This is a genomic window from Arthrobacter methylotrophus (assembly GCF_039539965.1).
GTDB classification, from domain to species: domain Bacteria; phylum Actinomycetota; class Actinomycetes; order Actinomycetales; family Micrococcaceae; genus Arthrobacter; species Arthrobacter methylotrophus.
This window is the reverse complement of sequence record NZ_BAABED010000001.1, coordinates 56,751-74,503: the sequence shown is the minus strand read 5'-3', so window position 1 is coordinate 74,503 and position 17,753 is coordinate 56,751. Positions and strand designations below refer to the sequence as shown.

19 protein-coding genes are annotated in these 17,753 nt (G+C 63.2%); 3 read left to right on the top strand and 16 right to left on the bottom strand.

The window, feature by feature from the left end:
* Positions 1 to 6: 6 nt before the first annotated feature.
* Complete coding sequence (locus ABD884_RS00375) at positions 7 to 1,470, bottom strand: purine-cytosine permease family protein (RefSeq protein ID WP_345033355.1); 1,464 nt, start codon at positions 1,468 to 1,470, stop codon at positions 7 to 9.
* Between ABD884_RS00375 and ABD884_RS00370 the strand changes: the two genes are divergently transcribed.
* Positions 1,464 to 1,895: a hypothetical protein gene (locus ABD884_RS00370; protein WP_345033352.1), complete on the top strand. Its 432-nt coding sequence runs from the start codon at positions 1,464 to 1,466 to the stop codon at positions 1,893 to 1,895. The two genes, ABD884_RS00375 and ABD884_RS00370, sit on opposite strands and share 7 nt — an antisense overlap.
* 20 nt (positions 1,896 to 1,915) lie before the next feature.
* On the opposite strand, the gene speB is transcribed toward ABD884_RS00370, so the two are convergent.
* From speB to ABD884_RS00355, 3 genes are all read right to left on the bottom strand, one after another.
* Entirely contained in the window at positions 1,916 to 3,151 is a 1,236-nt protein-coding gene (gene speB / locus ABD884_RS00365) for an agmatinase (protein WP_345033351.1), read from the bottom strand.
* Positions 3,152 to 3,268: 117 nt separating this feature from the next.
* The gene (locus ABD884_RS00360; protein WP_345033350.1) at positions 3,269 to 4,435 is read right to left on the bottom strand and encodes a HoxN/HupN/NixA family nickel/cobalt transporter; all 1,167 of its coding nucleotides are present in this window, start codon (positions 4,433 to 4,435) and stop codon (positions 3,269 to 3,271) included.
* Between the two features lie 505 nt (positions 4,436 to 4,940).
* Positions 4,941 to 5,183 (bottom strand): hypothetical protein, encoded by a 243-nt coding sequence (locus ABD884_RS00355; RefSeq protein ID WP_345033345.1) that lies wholly within the window; start codon positions 5,181 to 5,183, stop codon positions 4,941 to 4,943.
* Between the two features lie 41 nt (positions 5,184 to 5,224).
* On the opposite strand from ABD884_RS00355, the gene ABD884_RS00350 reads away from it, so the two are divergent.
* Complete coding sequence (locus ABD884_RS00350) at positions 5,225 to 7,165, top strand: primary-amine oxidase (RefSeq protein WP_345033344.1); 1,941 nt, start codon at positions 5,225 to 5,227, stop codon at positions 7,163 to 7,165.
* 161 nt (positions 7,166 to 7,326) lie between these two features.
* Positions 7,327 to 7,989, top strand: coding sequence for a DUF5134 domain-containing protein (locus tag ABD884_RS00345; RefSeq protein WP_345033343.1), 663 nt, complete (start codon positions 7,327 to 7,329; stop codon positions 7,987 to 7,989).
* Positions 7,990 to 8,033: 44 nt separating this feature from the next.
* Here the strand turns inward: ABD884_RS00345 and ABD884_RS00340 are convergent, their stop codons facing one another.
* From ABD884_RS00340 to ABD884_RS00285, 12 genes are all read right to left on the bottom strand, one after another.
* Positions 8,034 to 9,479 carry an MFS transporter gene (locus ABD884_RS00340; RefSeq protein ID WP_345033340.1) on the bottom strand — a complete coding sequence of 482 codons (1,446 nt, stop codon included), beginning with the start codon at positions 9,477 to 9,479 and terminating at the stop codon, positions 8,034 to 8,036.
* 110 nt (positions 9,480 to 9,589) lie between these two features.
* The gene (locus tag ABD884_RS00335) at positions 9,590 to 10,030 is read right to left on the bottom strand and encodes a universal stress protein (protein WP_345033336.1); all 441 of its coding nucleotides are present in this window, start codon (positions 10,028 to 10,030) and stop codon (positions 9,590 to 9,592) included.
* Entirely contained in the window at positions 10,027 to 10,665 is a 639-nt protein-coding gene (locus ABD884_RS00330; RefSeq protein WP_345033334.1) for a V-type ATP synthase subunit D, read from the bottom strand. The genes ABD884_RS00335 and ABD884_RS00330 overlap by 4 nt, the downstream gene beginning before the upstream one ends.
* Positions 10,662 to 12,107 (bottom strand): V-type ATP synthase subunit B, encoded by a 1,446-nt coding sequence (locus tag ABD884_RS00325; protein WP_345033332.1) that lies wholly within the window; start codon positions 12,105 to 12,107, stop codon positions 10,662 to 10,664. The genes ABD884_RS00330 and ABD884_RS00325 overlap by 4 nt, the downstream gene beginning before the upstream one ends.
* Entirely contained in the window at positions 12,104 to 13,852 is a 1,749-nt protein-coding gene (locus ABD884_RS00320; RefSeq protein ID WP_345033330.1) for a V-type ATP synthase subunit A, read from the bottom strand. The genes ABD884_RS00325 and ABD884_RS00320 overlap by 4 nt, the downstream gene beginning before the upstream one ends.
* Complete coding sequence (locus ABD884_RS00315) at positions 13,840 to 14,361, bottom strand: hypothetical protein (RefSeq protein ID WP_345033323.1); 522 nt, start codon at positions 14,359 to 14,361, stop codon at positions 13,840 to 13,842. The genes ABD884_RS00320 and ABD884_RS00315 overlap by 13 nt, the downstream gene beginning before the upstream one ends.
* Positions 14,358 to 14,582 (bottom strand): V-type ATP synthase subunit F, encoded by a 225-nt coding sequence (locus ABD884_RS00310; protein ID WP_345033316.1) that lies wholly within the window; start codon positions 14,580 to 14,582, stop codon positions 14,358 to 14,360. The genes ABD884_RS00315 and ABD884_RS00310 overlap by 4 nt, the downstream gene beginning before the upstream one ends.
* Positions 14,583 to 14,598: 16 nt before the next feature.
* A complete protein-coding gene (locus ABD884_RS00305; RefSeq protein WP_345033314.1) occupies positions 14,599 to 14,856 on the bottom strand; it encodes an ATP synthase subunit C in 258 nt (85 codons plus the stop codon).
* Positions 14,793 to 15,041, bottom strand: a complete 249-nt coding sequence (locus ABD884_RS00300; protein ID WP_345033313.1) for a hypothetical protein — start codon at positions 15,039 to 15,041, stop codon at positions 14,793 to 14,795. The genes ABD884_RS00305 and ABD884_RS00300 overlap by 64 nt, the downstream gene beginning before the upstream one ends.
* On the bottom strand, positions 15,038 to 16,366 hold the full coding sequence (locus ABD884_RS00295; protein ID WP_345033312.1) for a V-type ATPase 116kDa subunit family protein: 1,329 nt from the start codon (positions 16,364 to 16,366) through the stop codon (positions 15,038 to 15,040). The genes ABD884_RS00300 and ABD884_RS00295 overlap by 4 nt, the downstream gene beginning before the upstream one ends.
* Positions 16,353 to 17,279, bottom strand: coding sequence for a hypothetical protein (locus ABD884_RS00290; protein ID WP_345033308.1), 927 nt, complete (start codon positions 17,277 to 17,279; stop codon positions 16,353 to 16,355). Before ABD884_RS00290 ends, ABD884_RS00295 begins: the two co-directional genes overlap by 14 nt.
* Entirely contained in the window at positions 17,276 to 17,641 is a 366-nt protein-coding gene (locus ABD884_RS00285) for a hypothetical protein (RefSeq protein ID WP_345033306.1), read from the bottom strand. The genes ABD884_RS00290 and ABD884_RS00285 overlap by 4 nt, the downstream gene beginning before the upstream one ends.
* Positions 17,642 to 17,753 lie beyond the last annotated feature (112 nt).

The following is a 17,753-nucleotide window of genomic DNA, read 5'->3' as shown; positions in this document are numbered from 1 at the left end:
TTTGGGTCAGACCAGGTCGCTTTCGAGTGAAAGGGCCTCGAGGGACGATGTCACTGGCTTCTTCCGGAACACCCGTGCCGCGACGTAGTAGAGCGGTGACACCACGCCCAGCCCGACGATCCAGGAGATGTCCACTCCGCCCATGGCTGCCGCGACGGGTCCGGTGTAGACCGCCGTTGCCGAGAACGGAACCTGGATGAGGGCGCCGGCCAGGTAGGCACCGATCGCAACCCAGTTGAACCTCCCGTAGACTCCGCCGTCGCGCTTGAAGAAGTCTTCAACCTTGTAGTCGCCGTGCCGGAGGAGGTAGTAGTCCACCAGGTTGATGGCTGTCCAAGGGACCAGTACGTACATCAGGAAGGAGAGGAAGTTCGTGTAGAAGAGGATGAAGTTGTCGCGTGCGAAAAGCGAGACCATGAGAGCGACGGTGAACAGGAGAATTGCCGCAACGCTTCGGGTCTTGGCGCGAGGCAACCAGCTCGGCTTGAACGTCTGCCCAATCGTGAGGCTGCACAAGACTCCGCAGTAGAGATTAATGGAATTTTGCGCTGCGACTCCGAGGCAAAAGATCCCCATGACTACCATGGTCCATGGCTGGAGCAAGGCGCCCATGCTGCCTGGGATCTGGACGTTGGCTGCGTCGGCCCCCATAGTGACCGCGAGAGTTCCCACCAAGGCGCCGAGGATCATCGGGAAGAGCGATCCCAAGACGCAACCGGAATAGGATGCCCAGAAAGCCGGAGTCGAGCCGGTGCCTTGAGGCAAATAGCGGGAGTAGTCCGAAACGTACGGAGCGTACGCGAGTTGCCAGAGGGCGGCAACGGAGACGGTGCCCATGAAGCCAGCCCAGGTAAAGTTGCCCTCGCTAAGGAAGGTGGAGGGCAATCCGTGGACAAAAAGGATCCAGACGAAGGCCAGGACCAGCGCCAACCCGGCCACGATGCTCAAGAAGCGTGCATAGGCGTGGATGATTCGGTAGCCGAAAATCGTGGCAACAACACTCACCACCCCAATGACAACGATGCCCGCATCATCACTGATGCCCGGGCTGACTGCGGCTAGCGCTTCGCCGCCGAAGACGAGGTTCGCGGCGAAAAACCCGAGGTACATGACCACCACGAGCACGACGATCAGCAACGCCCCGTAGGAACCGAACTGGCCGCGGGTCTGGATCATCTGCGCCACACCCAGCTGCGGTCCCTGGGCCGCGTGCAGGGCCATGAAGATGGCACCGACGGCGTTTCCAAGGATGATTCCGACGATGGCGGGCACAAAGCCGAGCCCGAACACGGTGGTGGCGAGGCCGCCGGTCACCATGGTCATGATCATGATGTTGGAGCCAAACCAGATGGTAAAGAGATCCCGGGCCGTTCCATGGCGTTCGTTCAGCGGGATTGGCTGGATGGTCTTGTCCTCGAGCCGGGGCACTTCGGTCCGGGCAGCGGGATTGCTTCGGTTGTGTATTGTCATGCCGAATCCTTCGGGCAGTGCTGTCAGCGGCGATGCTAGCAGCGTGGTGTTGGGAAGTTGAATCCTCGCCGTTGGGTGCGAATGTTTGGCGGGAAGCAAGTAATCCAAGTGCTTGGAGACGTAATTCGCTGGGCGTCCCGAGCATTCTTGCCGGGAGTCGCGAACACAGCGATGTTGTGGGCGCACAACTGGGCAGGGGCCCAGACGATCGCGCAATGGTGGGCTTCGCCCGAGGGGCGGCCAGATCGTTGACCTCGCTGAAGGAGCTGCTGCGCTCAATCACGGGCATCTGGGCAGCGGGCAGCTCGAAAGGCGTGCGCGCCGGCGCGCAGGTGCAGCTAGCGTGGGACAAGTCGCGGCCTCCGAGGGCGGTGGGAGTAAGCACCCCTATTCTGGAGGCCTCACTCCCTACCCCGCCCTCGTGACACGCATCAGTTTCTAACCCTTACCCACGTCGGGTGGCCTCTGGGTCGAGAATGCTCTTCGGATCCCAACCGCCGAGTGGCTCGCCGTGAATGCCCTGGGTTCCGGGTCGCTTGCCTTTAGCGGAACGGGAGCCGATCTGCTCAGTCTTTACCATGGTTCCAAGAACGTCCAGGATCGCCCTGCATCCGAGTTGCGCTGTCGACTCGGATGTATCGTACGGAGGCGAGATTTCGACGACTTCCATGCCGATAATCCCCTCTGCGGCCACCTGCCGCAAGGCTTTGAGCGCTTCGCGGGGAATGAGGCCACCTGGTTCCGGAGAGCCTGTACCGGGAGCGATTCCGCCATCGACGACATCGATGTCGAAAGAAAGATAGACGGCGTCGCAACCCTTCCAAGCAATTTCCAGGGCCGCCTCAACGGCCTTGTCGATTCCCATATTCTCGAGGTCACCGATCGTAATTACTGTTGTGTCGCGTTCCCTTGCCACTTTGAGTCCGTGGCGCGCGCCGTACCATCCACCAATGCCTATCTGGACCAAGTTTTCGGGCCGTACGTTCGGAATATTGGTGGCATGGTAATAATGAGTGGTGTGCATGCGTTCATCCATATCTTTTTCCATGATATCGATGTGCCGATCAAAATGAACGATGCCAATGTTGCCGTCAAAATTCTTCGCGATACCCCTAACAGTAGGGTATCCAATGGAGTGATCACCACCGACAATTACCGGAAATGTTCCCTTTTGCATGATGTACGAGACCGCTTTGTCGATCTGATCAAAGGTCTTTTCAATGTTGCCTGGGATAACGAAAACGTCCCCAGCATCACACATGCTAATTTCTTGTTGTAGATCTACTGCAAGGTCAAGGTTATATCCGTCATACAAGGCGGAAATGTTTCTCACGGACTGGGGTCCGAATCGGGTTCCCGGACGATATGTCGTTCCGGTGTCGAAGGGGATCCCCAAAAATGCCACGTCGAACTGGTCAACCTCAGAGATGTCTTCGCAATAGGGAGCTTTGAGAAAGGTCTTGATACCCGCAAAGGCTGGTTGCGGTCCCCTGCTAAAAGTGGTAATAGTACGATCTTCGATCGAATCGGCTGCTTCAAGTCCTAATTTGAGGCTGCGGGCGCTCGATTTCTCATGAACGTCTGTCGGAATCTCTGCCAAGAGATCAAGGTTGGCTACTCCTTGAAGGGAGCGGCGGTCGAACCCTTCAACTTTCGACGGTTCATCGGGGGTTGTGTTCATTATCTTTCCTTAATTTGGGTGGGGTCTTCGATTTTGAAGAATGATTGGATGAAGGAAGTTCTAGTTAAAATCGGGATATTAGGGATTGCTGGAAGAAACTCTTGGAGCTCGCAATTGCTAGCGAAGTCGTCTGCCCCGCCACGCGGACACGGCCCACACCAGCACAAAGAGTCCCACCAGGATGAGTCCGGCATCGCCGAGGTCAATTCGCCCCAACCATGTGGTGACGGGATCCTTGAGCTCGAACGCCGCGTTGACGAAACCACCGAGGGTGGTCACAGATATGAACAGCGCCGAGACAGCCGAAATGCCAGTGATCACGGCGTTGAAGCCGAGCTTGCGCTGCGGGTTGTGGATGGCAGATTTATACATCTTCATCATCGCCACGCCGTTGACGGAGTCGCACAGGGTCATGGCAGCGGTAAACGCGAGCGGAAGGGCCATCAAGGTGAGCGGTGAGACGCCGGCGAGCGACGCCGTCGCTGTGATGACCAGAAGTCCGATGGTCGTGGCGGTATCGAACCCCAGCCCGAACAGGAATCCGATGACATAGATGTTCCGTGGCCGCTCCACTTTGGACAGCGGTTTGGCGAGAAGTCGCGCAACGAGGCCTTTAGCCTCAAGGTCTTCATCGCGGAGCTCACCCCCGGCCCGCACATTCCGATAGACCTGCGTAGCGCGGACGAATGCCGAGCCGTTGAACAAACCCATCGCAAGCAGGAAGAGCCCGGAGACGCCGCTACCGACCAAGCCCAGCACCTTATTCCCCATGGTGCCGTCCTCCATGAACTGCCCGATCGACGCAGTTCCAGCCACCAGCAACAGCCCGGCGAGGGTCACCACTGAACTGTGGCCCAGGCTGAACGCGAACCCCACGCTCACGGGGTCCCTATGCTGCGCCACGAACTTGCGCGTGGAATTGTCGATCGCGGCAAGGTGGTCCCAGTCGTAACTGTGCTTGATACCGGCGACATACGCGGTGACAACCAGCCCGAGCCCCAGCGGCTGCGCGGCACCTGCAGAACCAGACAACCAAAGTACAAAGAAGGCAACGTGCAAAGCGGCGACCGCACTAAACGTGAACAGCAGCCTGGTCCGCAGGGATAACTTTTCCCGATCCCGATACACCGTGACGAAACGGAACCCCGCGGTTTCTCCCGGAGCCGGGTGCCCCGACTTCAATCCTTTTCGTGGGGACGACCCCCCGGGAGAGCTTGGCACGTGAGGTCGGGTCGGGGGATGCGCTACCTCTACCAGCGTCTCGGCTTCTGTGTTGAGAGCCATGGTTTCTCCTTGGTTCTTTGTTCAGGATGAGGATCCCTGAGGCCTGGGCGGTTGAAGTGCCCGTGGCCTGAAGAGGGTTAGGCAGATGTTGGGCGCGGACCTTCATGCGCCCGGTCTGTGCAACCCCGGCAACCCTTTGGCGAAGGGCCATCGCAGTTCCGAACTCCGCTGACGTGATGCGAGTCACTTGGTTCTCATGCAGCAAAGCTACGGCAAATAAAACATTTAGTCCAGCCCTTTTTTCTGCGATTCAATTAGATCTAAAACTATGGGACTTGCGACCATCACATCCACCTTGTCTTGCGGGTCAGGCTTCATTGATCTACCCAGCCGCGGAATCCGATGCGCTCCGATAGCACTAGGAGTCGGCCCAAACCCCACCCCGCAGGATCAAACCTTCCGGTCGGGAGCAGATCGCACCGCGGAACACCCTTCGGCGGCATGCGATGCGTTCCTGATGACGCTTGATCTGCGAATCATCACAAAAAAGGCTGGACTAAATGTTTTATTTGCCGTAGCTTTGCTGCATGGGAACCACGTGACCGGCGTCACGCCAGTAGAGTTCAGAGCTCCGCTGACCCTTCGTGACGTGAGGGATGCCGGGTTTGCGCAGACCGGACACTTGCAAGTCAGCTGCAGCGAGCCCGGGCTCGGTGTCCCTTAAACGAGTTCCAAGGACAAGAGGGTCTGCCACAGCGTCCGCCGAACACCACTCATGCCGCGGGCCGTATTCGGCTGCCCGGGCCATGGGGATCCTCATCCTGAACAGGACCAATCAAGGAGATAATCATGACTATCAGCAGTGAAGCTCAAGCCGTTGTTGGGACGGCGCATCCGTTGGATCCGTTGTCGCGGGTGGAGATTTCCCGTGCGGTTTCGATTTTGAAGGAGGGCCCGGCTGCGGGGGAGTCGTTCCGTTTTATCAGTGTTGAGTTGCGTGAGCCGTCCAAGGCGGATTTGCGTAATGGTGTGCAGGTGGCGCGTGAGGCGGACGCGGTTCTGGTGGACCGGGCTCAGGGGCGTGCGTTCGAGGCGGTCGTGAGTCTTGAGACGGGCACGGTGGATGCGTGGAGGCAGCTTGCTGCCGGTGTTCAGCCGCCGTTCATGGTGGATGAGTTCGCCGAGGGTGAGGAGAGTTGCCGGAAGAATCCCGAGGTTCAGGCTGCTTTGGCCAAGCGCGGGATCACGGATATGTCCTTGGTGTGTTTCGAGCCGTGGTCCGTGGGTTATTTCGGTGAGGATGATGAGGGCCGGCGTTTGATGCGTGCCCTGGTTTTTGTTCGGGACGAGGCGGACGATAGCCCGTACGCGCACCCGATCGAGAATTTCATTGTGATCGTGGACTTGAATTCCGGGGAGGTCGTCAAGCTTGAGGATGACCAGGCGATCCCGGTTCCGGCCGCTTCGGGTAATTACCTGCCCAAGTACGTCGGTCCGGCCCGTACGGACCTCAAACCCATTGAGATCACCCAGCCCGAGGGTGCGTCGTTCGCGGTGACGGGTAATCATGTGCAGTGGGCTGATTGGTCTTTCCGGGTTGGTTTCACCCCGCGTGAGGGTCTGGTCCTGCACCAGCTCAAGTTCCGGGATCAGGGTGTTGAGCGTTCGGTGATCAACCGGGCTTCGTTGTCGGAAATGGTTGTTCCTTATGGTGATACGGCCCCGGTGCAGGCGAAGAAGAACGCGTTTGATTCCGGTGAGTACAACATCGGTAACATGGCCAACTCCCTGACGTTGGGTTGTGACTGCCTGGGTGAGATCAAGTACTTCGATGGTCATAGCGTGGACAGCCTCGGTAACCCGTGGACGATCGAGAACGCGATCTGCATGCATGAGGAAGACGATTCCATTTTGTGGAAGCACTTCGATTTCCGTGAGGGCACCACCGAGACCCGGCGCAGCCGGAAGCTGGTGATTTCCTTCATTGCTACGGTCGCGAACTATGAGTACGCGTTCTACTGGCACCTTTTCCTTGACGGGAGCATCGAGTTCCTGGTCAAGGCCACCGGTATTCTTTCCACTGCCGGGCAGAAGCCTGGTGAGAAGAGCCCGTACGGTCAGTCCCTGAACAACGATGGCCTGTACGCCCCGATCCACCAGCACATGTTCAACGTCCGGATGGACTTCGAGCTTGATGGTCTGAAGAACGCCGTTTACGAAGTGGACATGGAAATCCCCCGGGAGAACCCCACCCATACCGCGTTCATGGCCGTGGATCGTTTGCTGGAGACCGAGAAAGCCGCGATCCGTAAGACCGATTCGGGCAAGCACCGGTTCTGGAAGGTCGTCAACCACGAGAGCAGGAACATCGTGGATGAACCGGTCGCGTACCGGTTGATCCCCACCGATGGTATCCAGCTCGCGGCCGGGGACGAGTCCTACGTCTCCAAACGTGCCCAGTTCGCCCGGAACAACCTCTGGGTCACCGCTTACGACCGGACCGAGCGCTTCGCCGCCGGGGAGTTCCCGAACCAGTCCACCGGCGCCGATGACGGCCTGCACGTCTGGACCGAAAAGGACCGGAACATCGTGGACCAGGACCTCGTGGTCTGGTACACCTTCGGCATGCACCACGTCGTCCGTCTCGAAGACTGGCCCGTCATGCCCCGCCAGAACATCGGCTTCATGCTCGAACCCCACGGCTTCTTCAACCAAAACCCCACCCTGAACCTCCCCACCGAAACCCGGGGCACCAACGGCGGGCACTGCAGCACAGGAAACGAACAATAAAGGCAAGCAAGCACTAACCGTGGTCCCCGGTGCCGTCCGCATCCGCACCGGGGACCACACCCCTTTTTCCACCCCGATCTTCAGTCCCCGGTGCTGTCCGCATCCGCACCGGGGACTGAACCCATACCCCACCCAAACCCAGCAGCGAGAGCGTGATCCGCGTGTTCAACATCCCCGCAATTACCTGGACCCTCACCGCCGCCCTGCTCCTGGGCGGAAGCTACCACGCCCTGCAAGCGGCACGGTCCCGCCAACACACGGACCGGGTCAACAACATCCTCCACGCCCTCATGAACATCCTGATGGCCGCCATGCTCTGGAACCTCGCCCCCACCACCATGCTGGCCCAGATCGCCGTCCTGGCCGCCGCCGCCCTCTGGTTCACCATCCAAGCCGTCGCCCGCCCCGAATTCAAAACACTCTGCACCACCGCCCAAGGCCAGCTCAAATGCGCCTACCACGCCCTCACCATGGCCGGCGCAGCCCTCATGATCGCCATGATGAGTCAAGGAACCACCCCCGCCCCGGGAACCACCCCCGCACAGACAATGACAATGCCCATGCCAGCCACCCACCACACCATGACAGCAACGCCCCACAGCCCGGCAACCCCACCACTCGATCACTCACCGGCACTGGCGATCCTCCCGGCAACATTCTTCACAGCCGCAGCAGTAATATTCCTCATCCTCCTACTGCGTGCCCGACGACAAAAAACCACCCACCACCCCAAAACAACCCCACCACCCCACACCCGCACAAACCACGGACTCGAAGCCCTCGGCGCCACCACCATGGCCCTCATGTTCGCCACCATGTCATAAACAACCGTCGCCAGGCCGCCAAGGCCACAGGCCACCCGAAAGGCCTAGGCCCGTACGTCGTCCGCCTCGCTGGCTCGGCGCGCCTCGGCGCCCCGCACGCTTTCAGCACCCGAGGACGGCCGCCCTGCAATCCGCGGCGCAATGAGAAGTCCGATGACGGCGATTCCCGCAGTCAGTGCGAACACGCCAGAGAAGGACGCGGCGAAGGAGGCCGCCGCCGTCGTCATGGCACTGAAGACGAGTCCCGTCACGGCGAGCGAGAGGGCACCCCCGAGGGAATCGGCGATGGACATTGCCGAACTGTTGAAGCCCTGGTCCTCGGGCGTGGAGAGAGCCAGGGTCATGACGCTCAGCCGCGGGTACATCAAGCCCATGCCGGCGCCCGCGAACAGCCAGCCCGCAATCGCCACCCCTGCCGGCCACCCGGACACCGTAGTCACGAGGAGGACGGCGATGGCACCGAGCACCAACGCGGAACCGATCCGGACCGCCAGGGGGCTGCCGAGCCTGGATCCCGGCCGTCCTTGGACGGCGGAGGCACCGGCCCAGGCGAGCGCCGATCCCGTCAAAGCGAGCCCGGCGAACGCTGGCGTGAAGGAGTATCGATCCGTGAGGAGGTACGGCACGTACACCTCAGCACCGAAAAAGGCTGCGGAGGCGAATCCGCGCATCAGGATGACGCTCGGCAATCCACGGTGCGCGCGGAGCGTGCCGCGGGGAACCAACGGCCGCACGGCCAGCATGGCAACGGCGAGCGCGACGGCGGCTATCACCCAAGCGACTCCGGGCACCTGGCCGGACAGGTTCAGGCCGAGGACGGCGAGGGCTGCGAGCGCGGCCCATCCCATGCGGCCGATCGCCCAAGGCGCAACGGCGGCTTCAGACGCCTCCCCTGGGCCTCGCGCGGAGCGCATGCCCCGCATGGCGGGGAGGATCATCGCCAACGCCGGGACCACGAGGCCGACCACGCCCAGGAATACCCAGTGCCAGCTGCTCAACTGGGCAACGACACCCGCGGCGAAAGGACCGATCATCGATGGAATGACCCAGGCAGCCGAGAACGCGGCGAAGACCTGGGCGTGGAGCCTTGCAGGGTAGACCCGGGCGATCACCACGTAGAGCGCCACCGTCATCGCGCCACCGCCAAGGCCCTGGACGAGCCGTCCCGCCACGAGCATCGGCATGGAAACCGCGGTACCGGCGATCAACAACCCTGCCGCGAACAAGGCCACGGACGCGTACAACGGGGCGGCCGGGCCGCGACGGTCCGCCCAGTTCCCCGCGACGACCATCCCGATAACGCCCGTGGCGAGAGGCCCGGCGAAGGCCAGTGCATAGAGCCCGGCACCATCCAGCTCGCGACTCACCAGCGGCATGATGGTGGTGACGGCCATCGATTCAAACGCTGCCAGAAAGACCAACGCGCAGGCACCCGCCGTCGCTAGAAGATAGGGGCGTTGCAGTATGCCGGCTGTTGCGTCGTCGCTCATCCCTCCAGCCTAGAAGCCCAGACGGGTTGGGGCCACGGAGCCAGTGCGCGCCGCCCACGACAACGGTCCCGGGGGAGGTCCCCGAACATGCTTGCGGGCCGAGACCGTCCTCAGGATGCTCCACGCAACGGCACCACCAACACGGGGACGCCCGAAAACTCCAAAACCCGCAGGGTATGGCTTCCGATATATGGTGTTGCGCTGCCCGGACGGTCCACAAGGGCAACTACTATCAGGGCCGCCCCGACGTCACGGGCCTCGGCGAGGATTTCGGCTGCGACCCGGCCCGAGCGATGGGCGGGTGAGACCTCCACTCCTGCCGCGGTTGCGAGCGCGGCGACATGCCGGAGGGCCGCGTCGGCAGCGAGGTCCGAACTTCTCGCCATGGCGGTGGGATCGATGCTGCCGGGATGCCTCTCCAGCGCCCTCGCATCCTGGACGGTCAGGACCCTCAGGCTCGCATTGAGCCGACGGGCATAGTCAACCGCCACTTCGGCGGCCCGGAAGGCTGCCCGTGAGTCATTCACAGCCACCAGGATCACGTCGCTCATGAGTCCCTCCCCGCATCGGAATCCGGCACGGGTCGCCCCCGGTTCGCCACCGACCGGTCCGCCGCCCAGCGCAGGCGCAGGCTTTCTTCAAGTTCCTGCGCTTCGAGCTGACGCCGGATGGCCAGCAATTCGTTTTCCAGTTTCGGAATCCAGCGGTTCTCAACTGCACGCTGGCGGATTCTGGTGGCAGCGAGTTCCGCGGTCAGCAGCATTTCCGCACGCTGGACGGCGGCGAAGCGAACGCCGGCTTCGAGTGCCTTGCGATGAACGACCGCGGCGTAGGAGAGCGCCGAGCTTCCGCCCGCGTTTGGCGCCGCCGGGAGCTGACACTCCGGATCTTCGGGGTATGGCACACCCATGGCGCTGGCCCACCGCATCTGCACCTCGGCGGCTTCCGACGGTGCAGCCGCCTCGATCTGCCCGGTTCCGTCCAAAGCGGCAGCCCGGCGCAGCCAGAGCGCAGCTTCCCTTGCCAGCGCTTCCCACTCCGAACGGGTCAGTTCTTCGCGCAGCTGGAACCGTTCCAGCTCGTCCGCCAAAATGTGCTGTTTCCGGTCCAACAAGCGTGCGCCGTGGCGGGCTGTGACCAGCCGCCGCTCAATCCGGACCTTCGCTGCCCGTCCCGTGCCACTCACGGATTGCCATCCCGGTGGGGCAGATAGCGCTTCAGGAAATCGGTGGACACCATTGTCAGCTCTTGTTCCGGTAGCGCAGCCAGCGCAGCCCAGGCCCGTGCCAATGTATCGTCCAAGGTACGGATTTCGTCGCGGCCCTGGTTGAAGAGGCCGTTTTCCACCAGAGTCTGGAACTCGATGTAACTGCGGTCGGTTTCACTCAGCGCCGCCGCGCCGACCAGCTCGGCCAATTCGGTGGCTTGCCGCGCCCGCGCCATGGCGGCGAGAACCTGGGCGGCAACGTCGAGGTGGTCTTCGCGCGTCCGGTCTTTACCAGCACCGCTGCGCATCAGCCGCGACAGGGAGGACAGGACGTCGACTGGCGGGTAGATGCCACGGGATGCTATTTCGGGGGCAAGGACAATTTGTCCCTCGGTGATGTAGCCGGTCAGGTCCGGAACCGGGTGGGTCATGTCGCCGCCCGGCATCGTCAGCACTGGGATGATCGTGACGGAGCCATCGTGACCCTTGACCCGCCCACAGCGCTCATAAAGGGTGGCAAGGTCGCTGTACAAGTAACCGGGGTAGGCCCTTCGCGCCGGAATTTCCCGTCGCGCAGCAGAAACCTCACGGACCGCCTCGGCATAACTGGTCATGTCTGACATGATCACGAGAACGTCGTGGCCCTCGGTATATGCAAGGTGTTCGGCAATGGTGAGGGCGATCCGGGGTGTGAGTATCCGTTCAATGACCGGATCGTCGGCCGCATTGAGGAGGAGCACCAATTCTCCCTCGGCAGATCGTCCTTCAAGGCGGTCCCTGACGTATGCGATATCAGCGTGGGTCAGGCCCATCGCGGCGAACACCACTCGGAAGGACTGACCGCTCGAGGTCGCTTGGGCTGCAATCTGGGTAGCCAGCGTCAAGTGCGCAAGACCGGGCACGGAGAAGATGGGGAGTTTTTGTCCCCTGACCAAGGTGGTCAATCCATCGATCACGGAAATGCCGGTCAACACAGGTTCTTGCGGGGGTTCCCGGTAGACGGGGTTCAGCGGCCAACCACTGACAGGAAGCGTTGCCGTCCCCGAAACGGGGGGCCCGCCGTCGAGCGGTTCACCGCGTCCGTTGCAGACACGTCCCAGCCATTCGGTTCCCACTTCGATGTGCAAGGGACGTCCCTCGAAACGGATCCTGATGCCGCCCAGCGACATGCCGTCGGTGCTTTCAAGTACCTGCAAAGTGGCGAGGTCCTGGTCCACTTCGAGGACCAGGCCGTGCCGGCGCTCACCGCCGTCCATATCGATCGTGGCGAATTCATCCCAGCCGACTCCTTCTATCCCGCCGGCGATGAGCAGTGGTCCACGGAGCTCCCGAACATCGCCGTGGGAGATCTGCGCGGCGAAGGCCGGGGGTAGCGGCAACGGGCCGGCTTCGCGGGGCTCCGCGGCTTGTGAATGGATCATTGCAAAGCCTCCAATGCCTTGAGCATCTCACTGCTGCGGGCTTTGACAGCCGCCGCGTCCGCGGGCCCCGTTTCTTCACGTGCCCGAAGAACCAGTCCGAGATCGGCTCGCTCGATGGTGGTGGCTGCAACCCCCCGTTCCACAAGCCTCTGGCAAGCGTCGACGACGTCGAGCACGAGGTCGAGCAATGCGGCGCCTTTTTCCGGGGAACAGAATCCGTCATTGGCGCTAAGCGCGTTTTGCATCAGCACTCCGTCACGTAACAGGCGACCACCTAGCAGCACCATCCGTTCGTGGCCTGGCAGCGAGGAGGTCCCGATGATCTCCGCCAATTCGGCGAGCTGGTCCGCCTGGGCCAGCAGGGTGGCTGCGCGGGCCCGACGGGCCGCCCAACCGGACTGCCCGTTGGCCTCATGCCAAGTGCCGAGGGCTTCCGCGTCGCGGGCGAAGGAGCTTGTCCAGCTCACTGCGGGATAGTGCCTTGAGTAGGCCAGATCCCGGTCCAACATCCACAAGGACCGAACAAACCGCTGGGAGTCCGTAGTGACCGGCTCCGTCATGTCGCCCCCGGGCGGGGAAACGGCCCCGATCACCGTGACGGAGGCTGTCTTCCCGCCGAGCGTCGTTACAGTGCCGGCCCGCTCGTAGAAGGAGGCCAGTTCCGAGGCGAGATTCGCCGGGTAACCCTCCTCGGCGGGTAGGTCACCGTTCCGGTTGGCGAATTCGCGCAAGGCCTCTGCCCAGCGGGAGGTCGAATCCGCGATCACGACGACGTCATAACCCATGTCCCGGTAATACTCGGCAACCGTGATCCCGCTGAAGATGCTTGCCTCACGCGCCATCATGGGCATATTCGAGGTATTGGCGATAATGACGGTACGGTCAATCAGCTTTCCCCCCGTGCGTCCGTCCTCAAGCTGCGAGAGTCCGTCCAGGACATCAGCCATTTCGTTGCCGCGCTCCCCGCAGCCCACATAGACAATGACGTCGGCGTCGCTCCACTTCGCTATCTGCTGCAGCATCATGGTCTTGCCGGTCCCGAATCCGCCCGGAACCGCCGCAGCCGTTCCCCGCGCCACCGGAAACATCAGGTCAAGGACTCTCTGGCCCGTATGCAGGGGCTCCGTGCTTGTGTGCCTGGTCCTGAACGGCCGCGGGCGGCGCACCGGACAGCGTTCGGCAAGGGTCACCTCGTGGTCTCCGACCACAGCTACGGTGTCGAACAGGTGAACCCTGCTCTTTGGAGCCAGCCAGCCGAGCTTGCCCGATACGCCCGCCGGCACCAGAACCCGGTGTACCACCGATCCCGAATCCGGCACAGTGCCCAAGACATCGCCGGAGGAGACACTCGTCCCGGGCACCGCCTCCGGTTGGAAGGTCCACTCGCGGGCCAACGACGTCGGGTCTTCCGCGGATCCCGACCGTTCGGGCGTCAGCCACATCGGTGCCGAGGAAAGCGGCCGCATGAGCCCGTCGAACACCTGCCCGAGCAAACCAGGCCCCATCAGTCCGGAAAGTTCGCCACCGGTAGGGGCAGCAACGTCGCCGGCTTTCAGGCCGCCGGTGTATTCATAGGCCTGCAGGGTTGCCCGGGTCCCGGTTATGGCCACCGTTTCGGCGCTGATGCGGCGAGGGCCGACGGCGATCAGCTCAAGCATGGACAACCCATCAACTCCCTCGATCTCGACGAGGGGTCCGCTGACGTGCACCACGGTGCCGTCCTTCCGTGCCGCTACCGGTTCCACAGCTCACGCGCCCCGGGCATGGAGTCCAGGGCCATCTCGGCCAGCACCGGAAGGGAAAGGTCCAGACGGCGTGAGCCTGCATGGGCGATGACACCGCCTTCAGGGCTCTCGGATACGCTCGCATCCGGGCCGAGTAGCTCCTTGCATTGCGACGTGAGCCGGATCATCATCCCCGCGTACCGGGAATCGGAGGTGAGTCCCGCCGCAGCTTCCCGTACCCGGCGATGGAGTTCCACACGGAGGGAATTCCGCTGTGCCAAGACAAGTTCGTGCGCCTGGCGGCGCACCCGCGCTGAACGCATTGCCGCCTCCAAGCGAGCCGCAGACTCGCCCTCTTTGGCCGCCCCTGCGAGGATGCCTGCAGCTTCGGCGCGCGCGGCATCCAACAGGCCTGCGGCCTCCCTGGCAGCATCGCCGCGGATCCCGGAGGCCAGTTCCTCGGCCGCAGCGCGCAGCGCCTTCCGCACTGGTTGCAGGGCGCTTTCGGATTCCGGGCCCAACCCGGTCACGAGGGAAGCACCACGCTCATGGGCGAGCGGGGATCAGCCAGGAATTGGTCCAGTGAGCGCGCAGCGGCGGGCGTGAGCACCACCACCGCAGTTCCCTCGGGGAGCGCCCTCCACGCATGGAGGATTTCTTCATCGGTGGAGCCTGCGAAGACGCTGACCCCCGCAAGCAGGAATCCGTCCAGCAGAGCCTGTTCACCGATCGCGGCAATGGTGTGGGACATCGTTCCAACCACCTGCTCAGGCCTTGCCGATGAGGATGATGGCGATGATGAGGCCATAGATCGCGATCCCTTCCGCCAGCCCGACCACAACCATCGCCCGGCCGAAGATTTCCGGACGTTCACTCATCGCCGCGAGGGCGGCAGATCCGGTATAGGCAACGGCGAATGCGGCCCCAATCGAGGAACCGGCGACGGCGATGGCCGCTGCGATCAGCGCGGAGCCGCCGGCCCCGGGTGGCGAATCGGTGGCTGCCGCGGCAAGCGCTGGAGCCACTCCCCGGAGGCGGCTGCCGGTGCTGCGGTCAGCGCCCCTGCCAGCAGCGCCAACGATCCGGCCATCACCGCGATGTTGAGGGCCGCCAGGATTTTGAACGCGGGCTTTCGCCAGCGCCTGAGGAGCAGGATGGCCCCCGTTGCAGCGATGAGGAAAACAGGAACGGTGCCGAACCAGAGGTTCACGGTAGTTGCCTTTCAGCCGGGGTGCCAAGGGGGATGACTGGGAGAGCGGTGGCCGCATCTGTCGGCGTGGGCGCCAGTTCCGGTGACCATGGCCTGAACCGGCGGCCCTCGGACTGGAAAATTCGTGAAAACAGTTCGTAGTATTCGAGGCGCAAAGCCTGGATTCCGGCTACGAGCGCTTCAAGCGCGAAGGTCACCACATTGCCCACGAGGAACAGGAGGACCGCCGCAGCAGCGCGCCAATCCGGCGCCCATAACGCCGTCGTGCCGTTCCAGACCACCATCAGCAGCGCGGCGTGGGTCAATCCGAAAGCGGCAAGACGGGCGAAAGAAACAAGATTCGAGCCCAGGCGGATGACCGTATCAACAAGTTCGACGACGGCCTGGAAGATCGCGGCGGCACCTCCTCCGGCCTCAACAAAGAGGCCGATGAAGATAATGACCAGCGAGCCGAACGCGAGGAGGACCGCCGCCGCGGTCAGCAGCCCTGTACCCGTGCCGAGGCCCCAAACGAGCAGCCCGATTGCAAGGAACAGCAGGGATCCCGCGACGCCGGAGCGGGCGTACAGGGCAAATCCCCATCCGCCTTCCCGGACGCGGTTGATGGTGCCGATGGCATAGGCGCCGGCAAGCAGGAACGCTCCGACCCCCAATCCGGCCACCAGGAGCGGAACCGGATTCGAAAGCGGTTCCAACCACAGGACCGGCACCAGGCCGGTGGGGCCGAACGCCTCCCCATAGAGCGCTCCGAAGAGCATGGCGGCCAGACCTGCTCCACTCACGAAAAGCCACGCCCTTTGCAGTTTGGCCAGCTTCTTGATGCGGCCACCACGTAACAGGAGACCGGCGGCCAAGAGAATCGCTCCGTGTCCCACATCGCCGAACATCATCCCGAACATCAGGACGTAGGCAATACCTGCAAGGCGCGAAGGATCCACGTCGGCATACGGAACGGTCCCGTAGGTGTCCACCAGTGTCCGGGAAGCGCGGGCTTGGCCCTGACCACCGAGCATTGTGGGCGGTTGGATCCACTGTGGCTGGGGCAACGGAACTACCGCAGCCCCTAGCGGATCCAGGGCTGCCGAGAGGTCCGGAATGTCTCGCCGGGGCACCCAGCCCACGAGACCCGCCAGCGGCCCGGAGACGATGGCAGCGGCCGATGCCTTGTCCAGTTCCTCAGCGCCGTTGCCCGGCACGTACGGGAGGTCCAACTCGACCATGCCCAGGCGGGCGAGTTCGACGAGCACACGTCGCCGATTCCGCTCCGGTGCCAGCAACGCTACCCGCGCCATCCGAACAGGGGCCGCCGACTCACGCCGCCTCATCGAGCACCTCGCTCGATCCGGCGCCCGCCGCTGCGGCAGTCAGCGCGGCACGGATCCGCCACGCATCGGTGAACAGCACCGCGATGGCGCCTAGCACGACGTCGGGTCCGGGCATCGGACGACGAAGCAACTGGAAAGCGTCCCGCTCCACCACGACACGCGCCCGGGCCTCGGCGCGCCACAAATCTGTCGGTGACTCAATACCAACGACCACGTTCCGCAGTCCCGGCGGGAGCGCCGACGAGAACTCGGCGAGCCCCTTGGCGTCTTGCCACGACCGGCCGATGACCGGCCCCAATAAGCGAAGGACGGGGGCCGGCGTCGTCGCACCGTCGACAGTCAGGATCCTGGCTGCCACCAGGACGCATGCCGCTCCACACCACGGCCGTGCGGCGGGCGCCACAGCGGCCAATCGCCGTGCCCACACAACGGTCAAAGCATCCTTAAGGTCGCCTGGACGCGCAACACCGACGTCCCCCCAGGCTGATGCGTGCAAGGCCGCGGCCAATTCTTCGCTGGATCCGGCCGACTGCAGGCGGGGCCAAGCGGTCGCAAGGGCTCCCAAGTGATAGGGCTCGGGTGCCTCTGCCCCGCCAGCAAGCCGGCGGGCCAAAGCCATGACGTTTTCAATTTCAAAAATTCCCGCGGCTGCTCGCGCAAGCGAGGTGCCCGACGCCGGAAGCCATCCGGCGAGGACCCGCAGTTGCCAGAGGACCGACTCGTGGATGGCACGCTCAGCTGCCAGAAGTCCTGGATTTCCCCTGAGCCGTTCCGCGTAGCTTGACTCCTGAAGCAATGCCAAGGCATGGTCCAAGGTCGGTTGGGCAGCCATTTCCCGGCTGCTGCCGGCACCAACGCGGCGCTCCGCCATGGCTCGGGAACGCACAGACGCAGCCACCCAGTCGGCCTTCATTCGTGTCCAGCGCCTTGCGGAGCCAACAGGCTGTCCATGACCTCGGTAACGACGCCTGGAATGAGTGCCAGGCCGGTCTCTTCCACGGCCGCGGCCTCATGTCGAGCCTGTTCCAGAAGCTGTGCGTCCCTCTCCGATGCTGACCGTCCGGCCCGCGCGGCGGCGTTGGCTCGCTCGGCACCGGCCTCGAGCCGCGCCTGGGACAAAAGCGCAGCCGCTTGCCGGCGGGCCCGGAGCACGTCCTGTTCCGCACTCTTGCGTGCTTCCTCAACAAGTGCCGCGCACGATGCGACGTCGCCGGCCAATGCGGCGAATACGGCTCCCAGTTCCGCGGCCGGCCCCTGGGCATCAGCGGACGGCACGCCGGCGGGGCCAGCGGGCCCCGGAGCACCGACTGGCCTGAATCTGTCAAGAAAACTCAATCGCGCCATGGCACCCATCTCGGAGACGTCCTCAGAGCCACAGTCTAGGCCT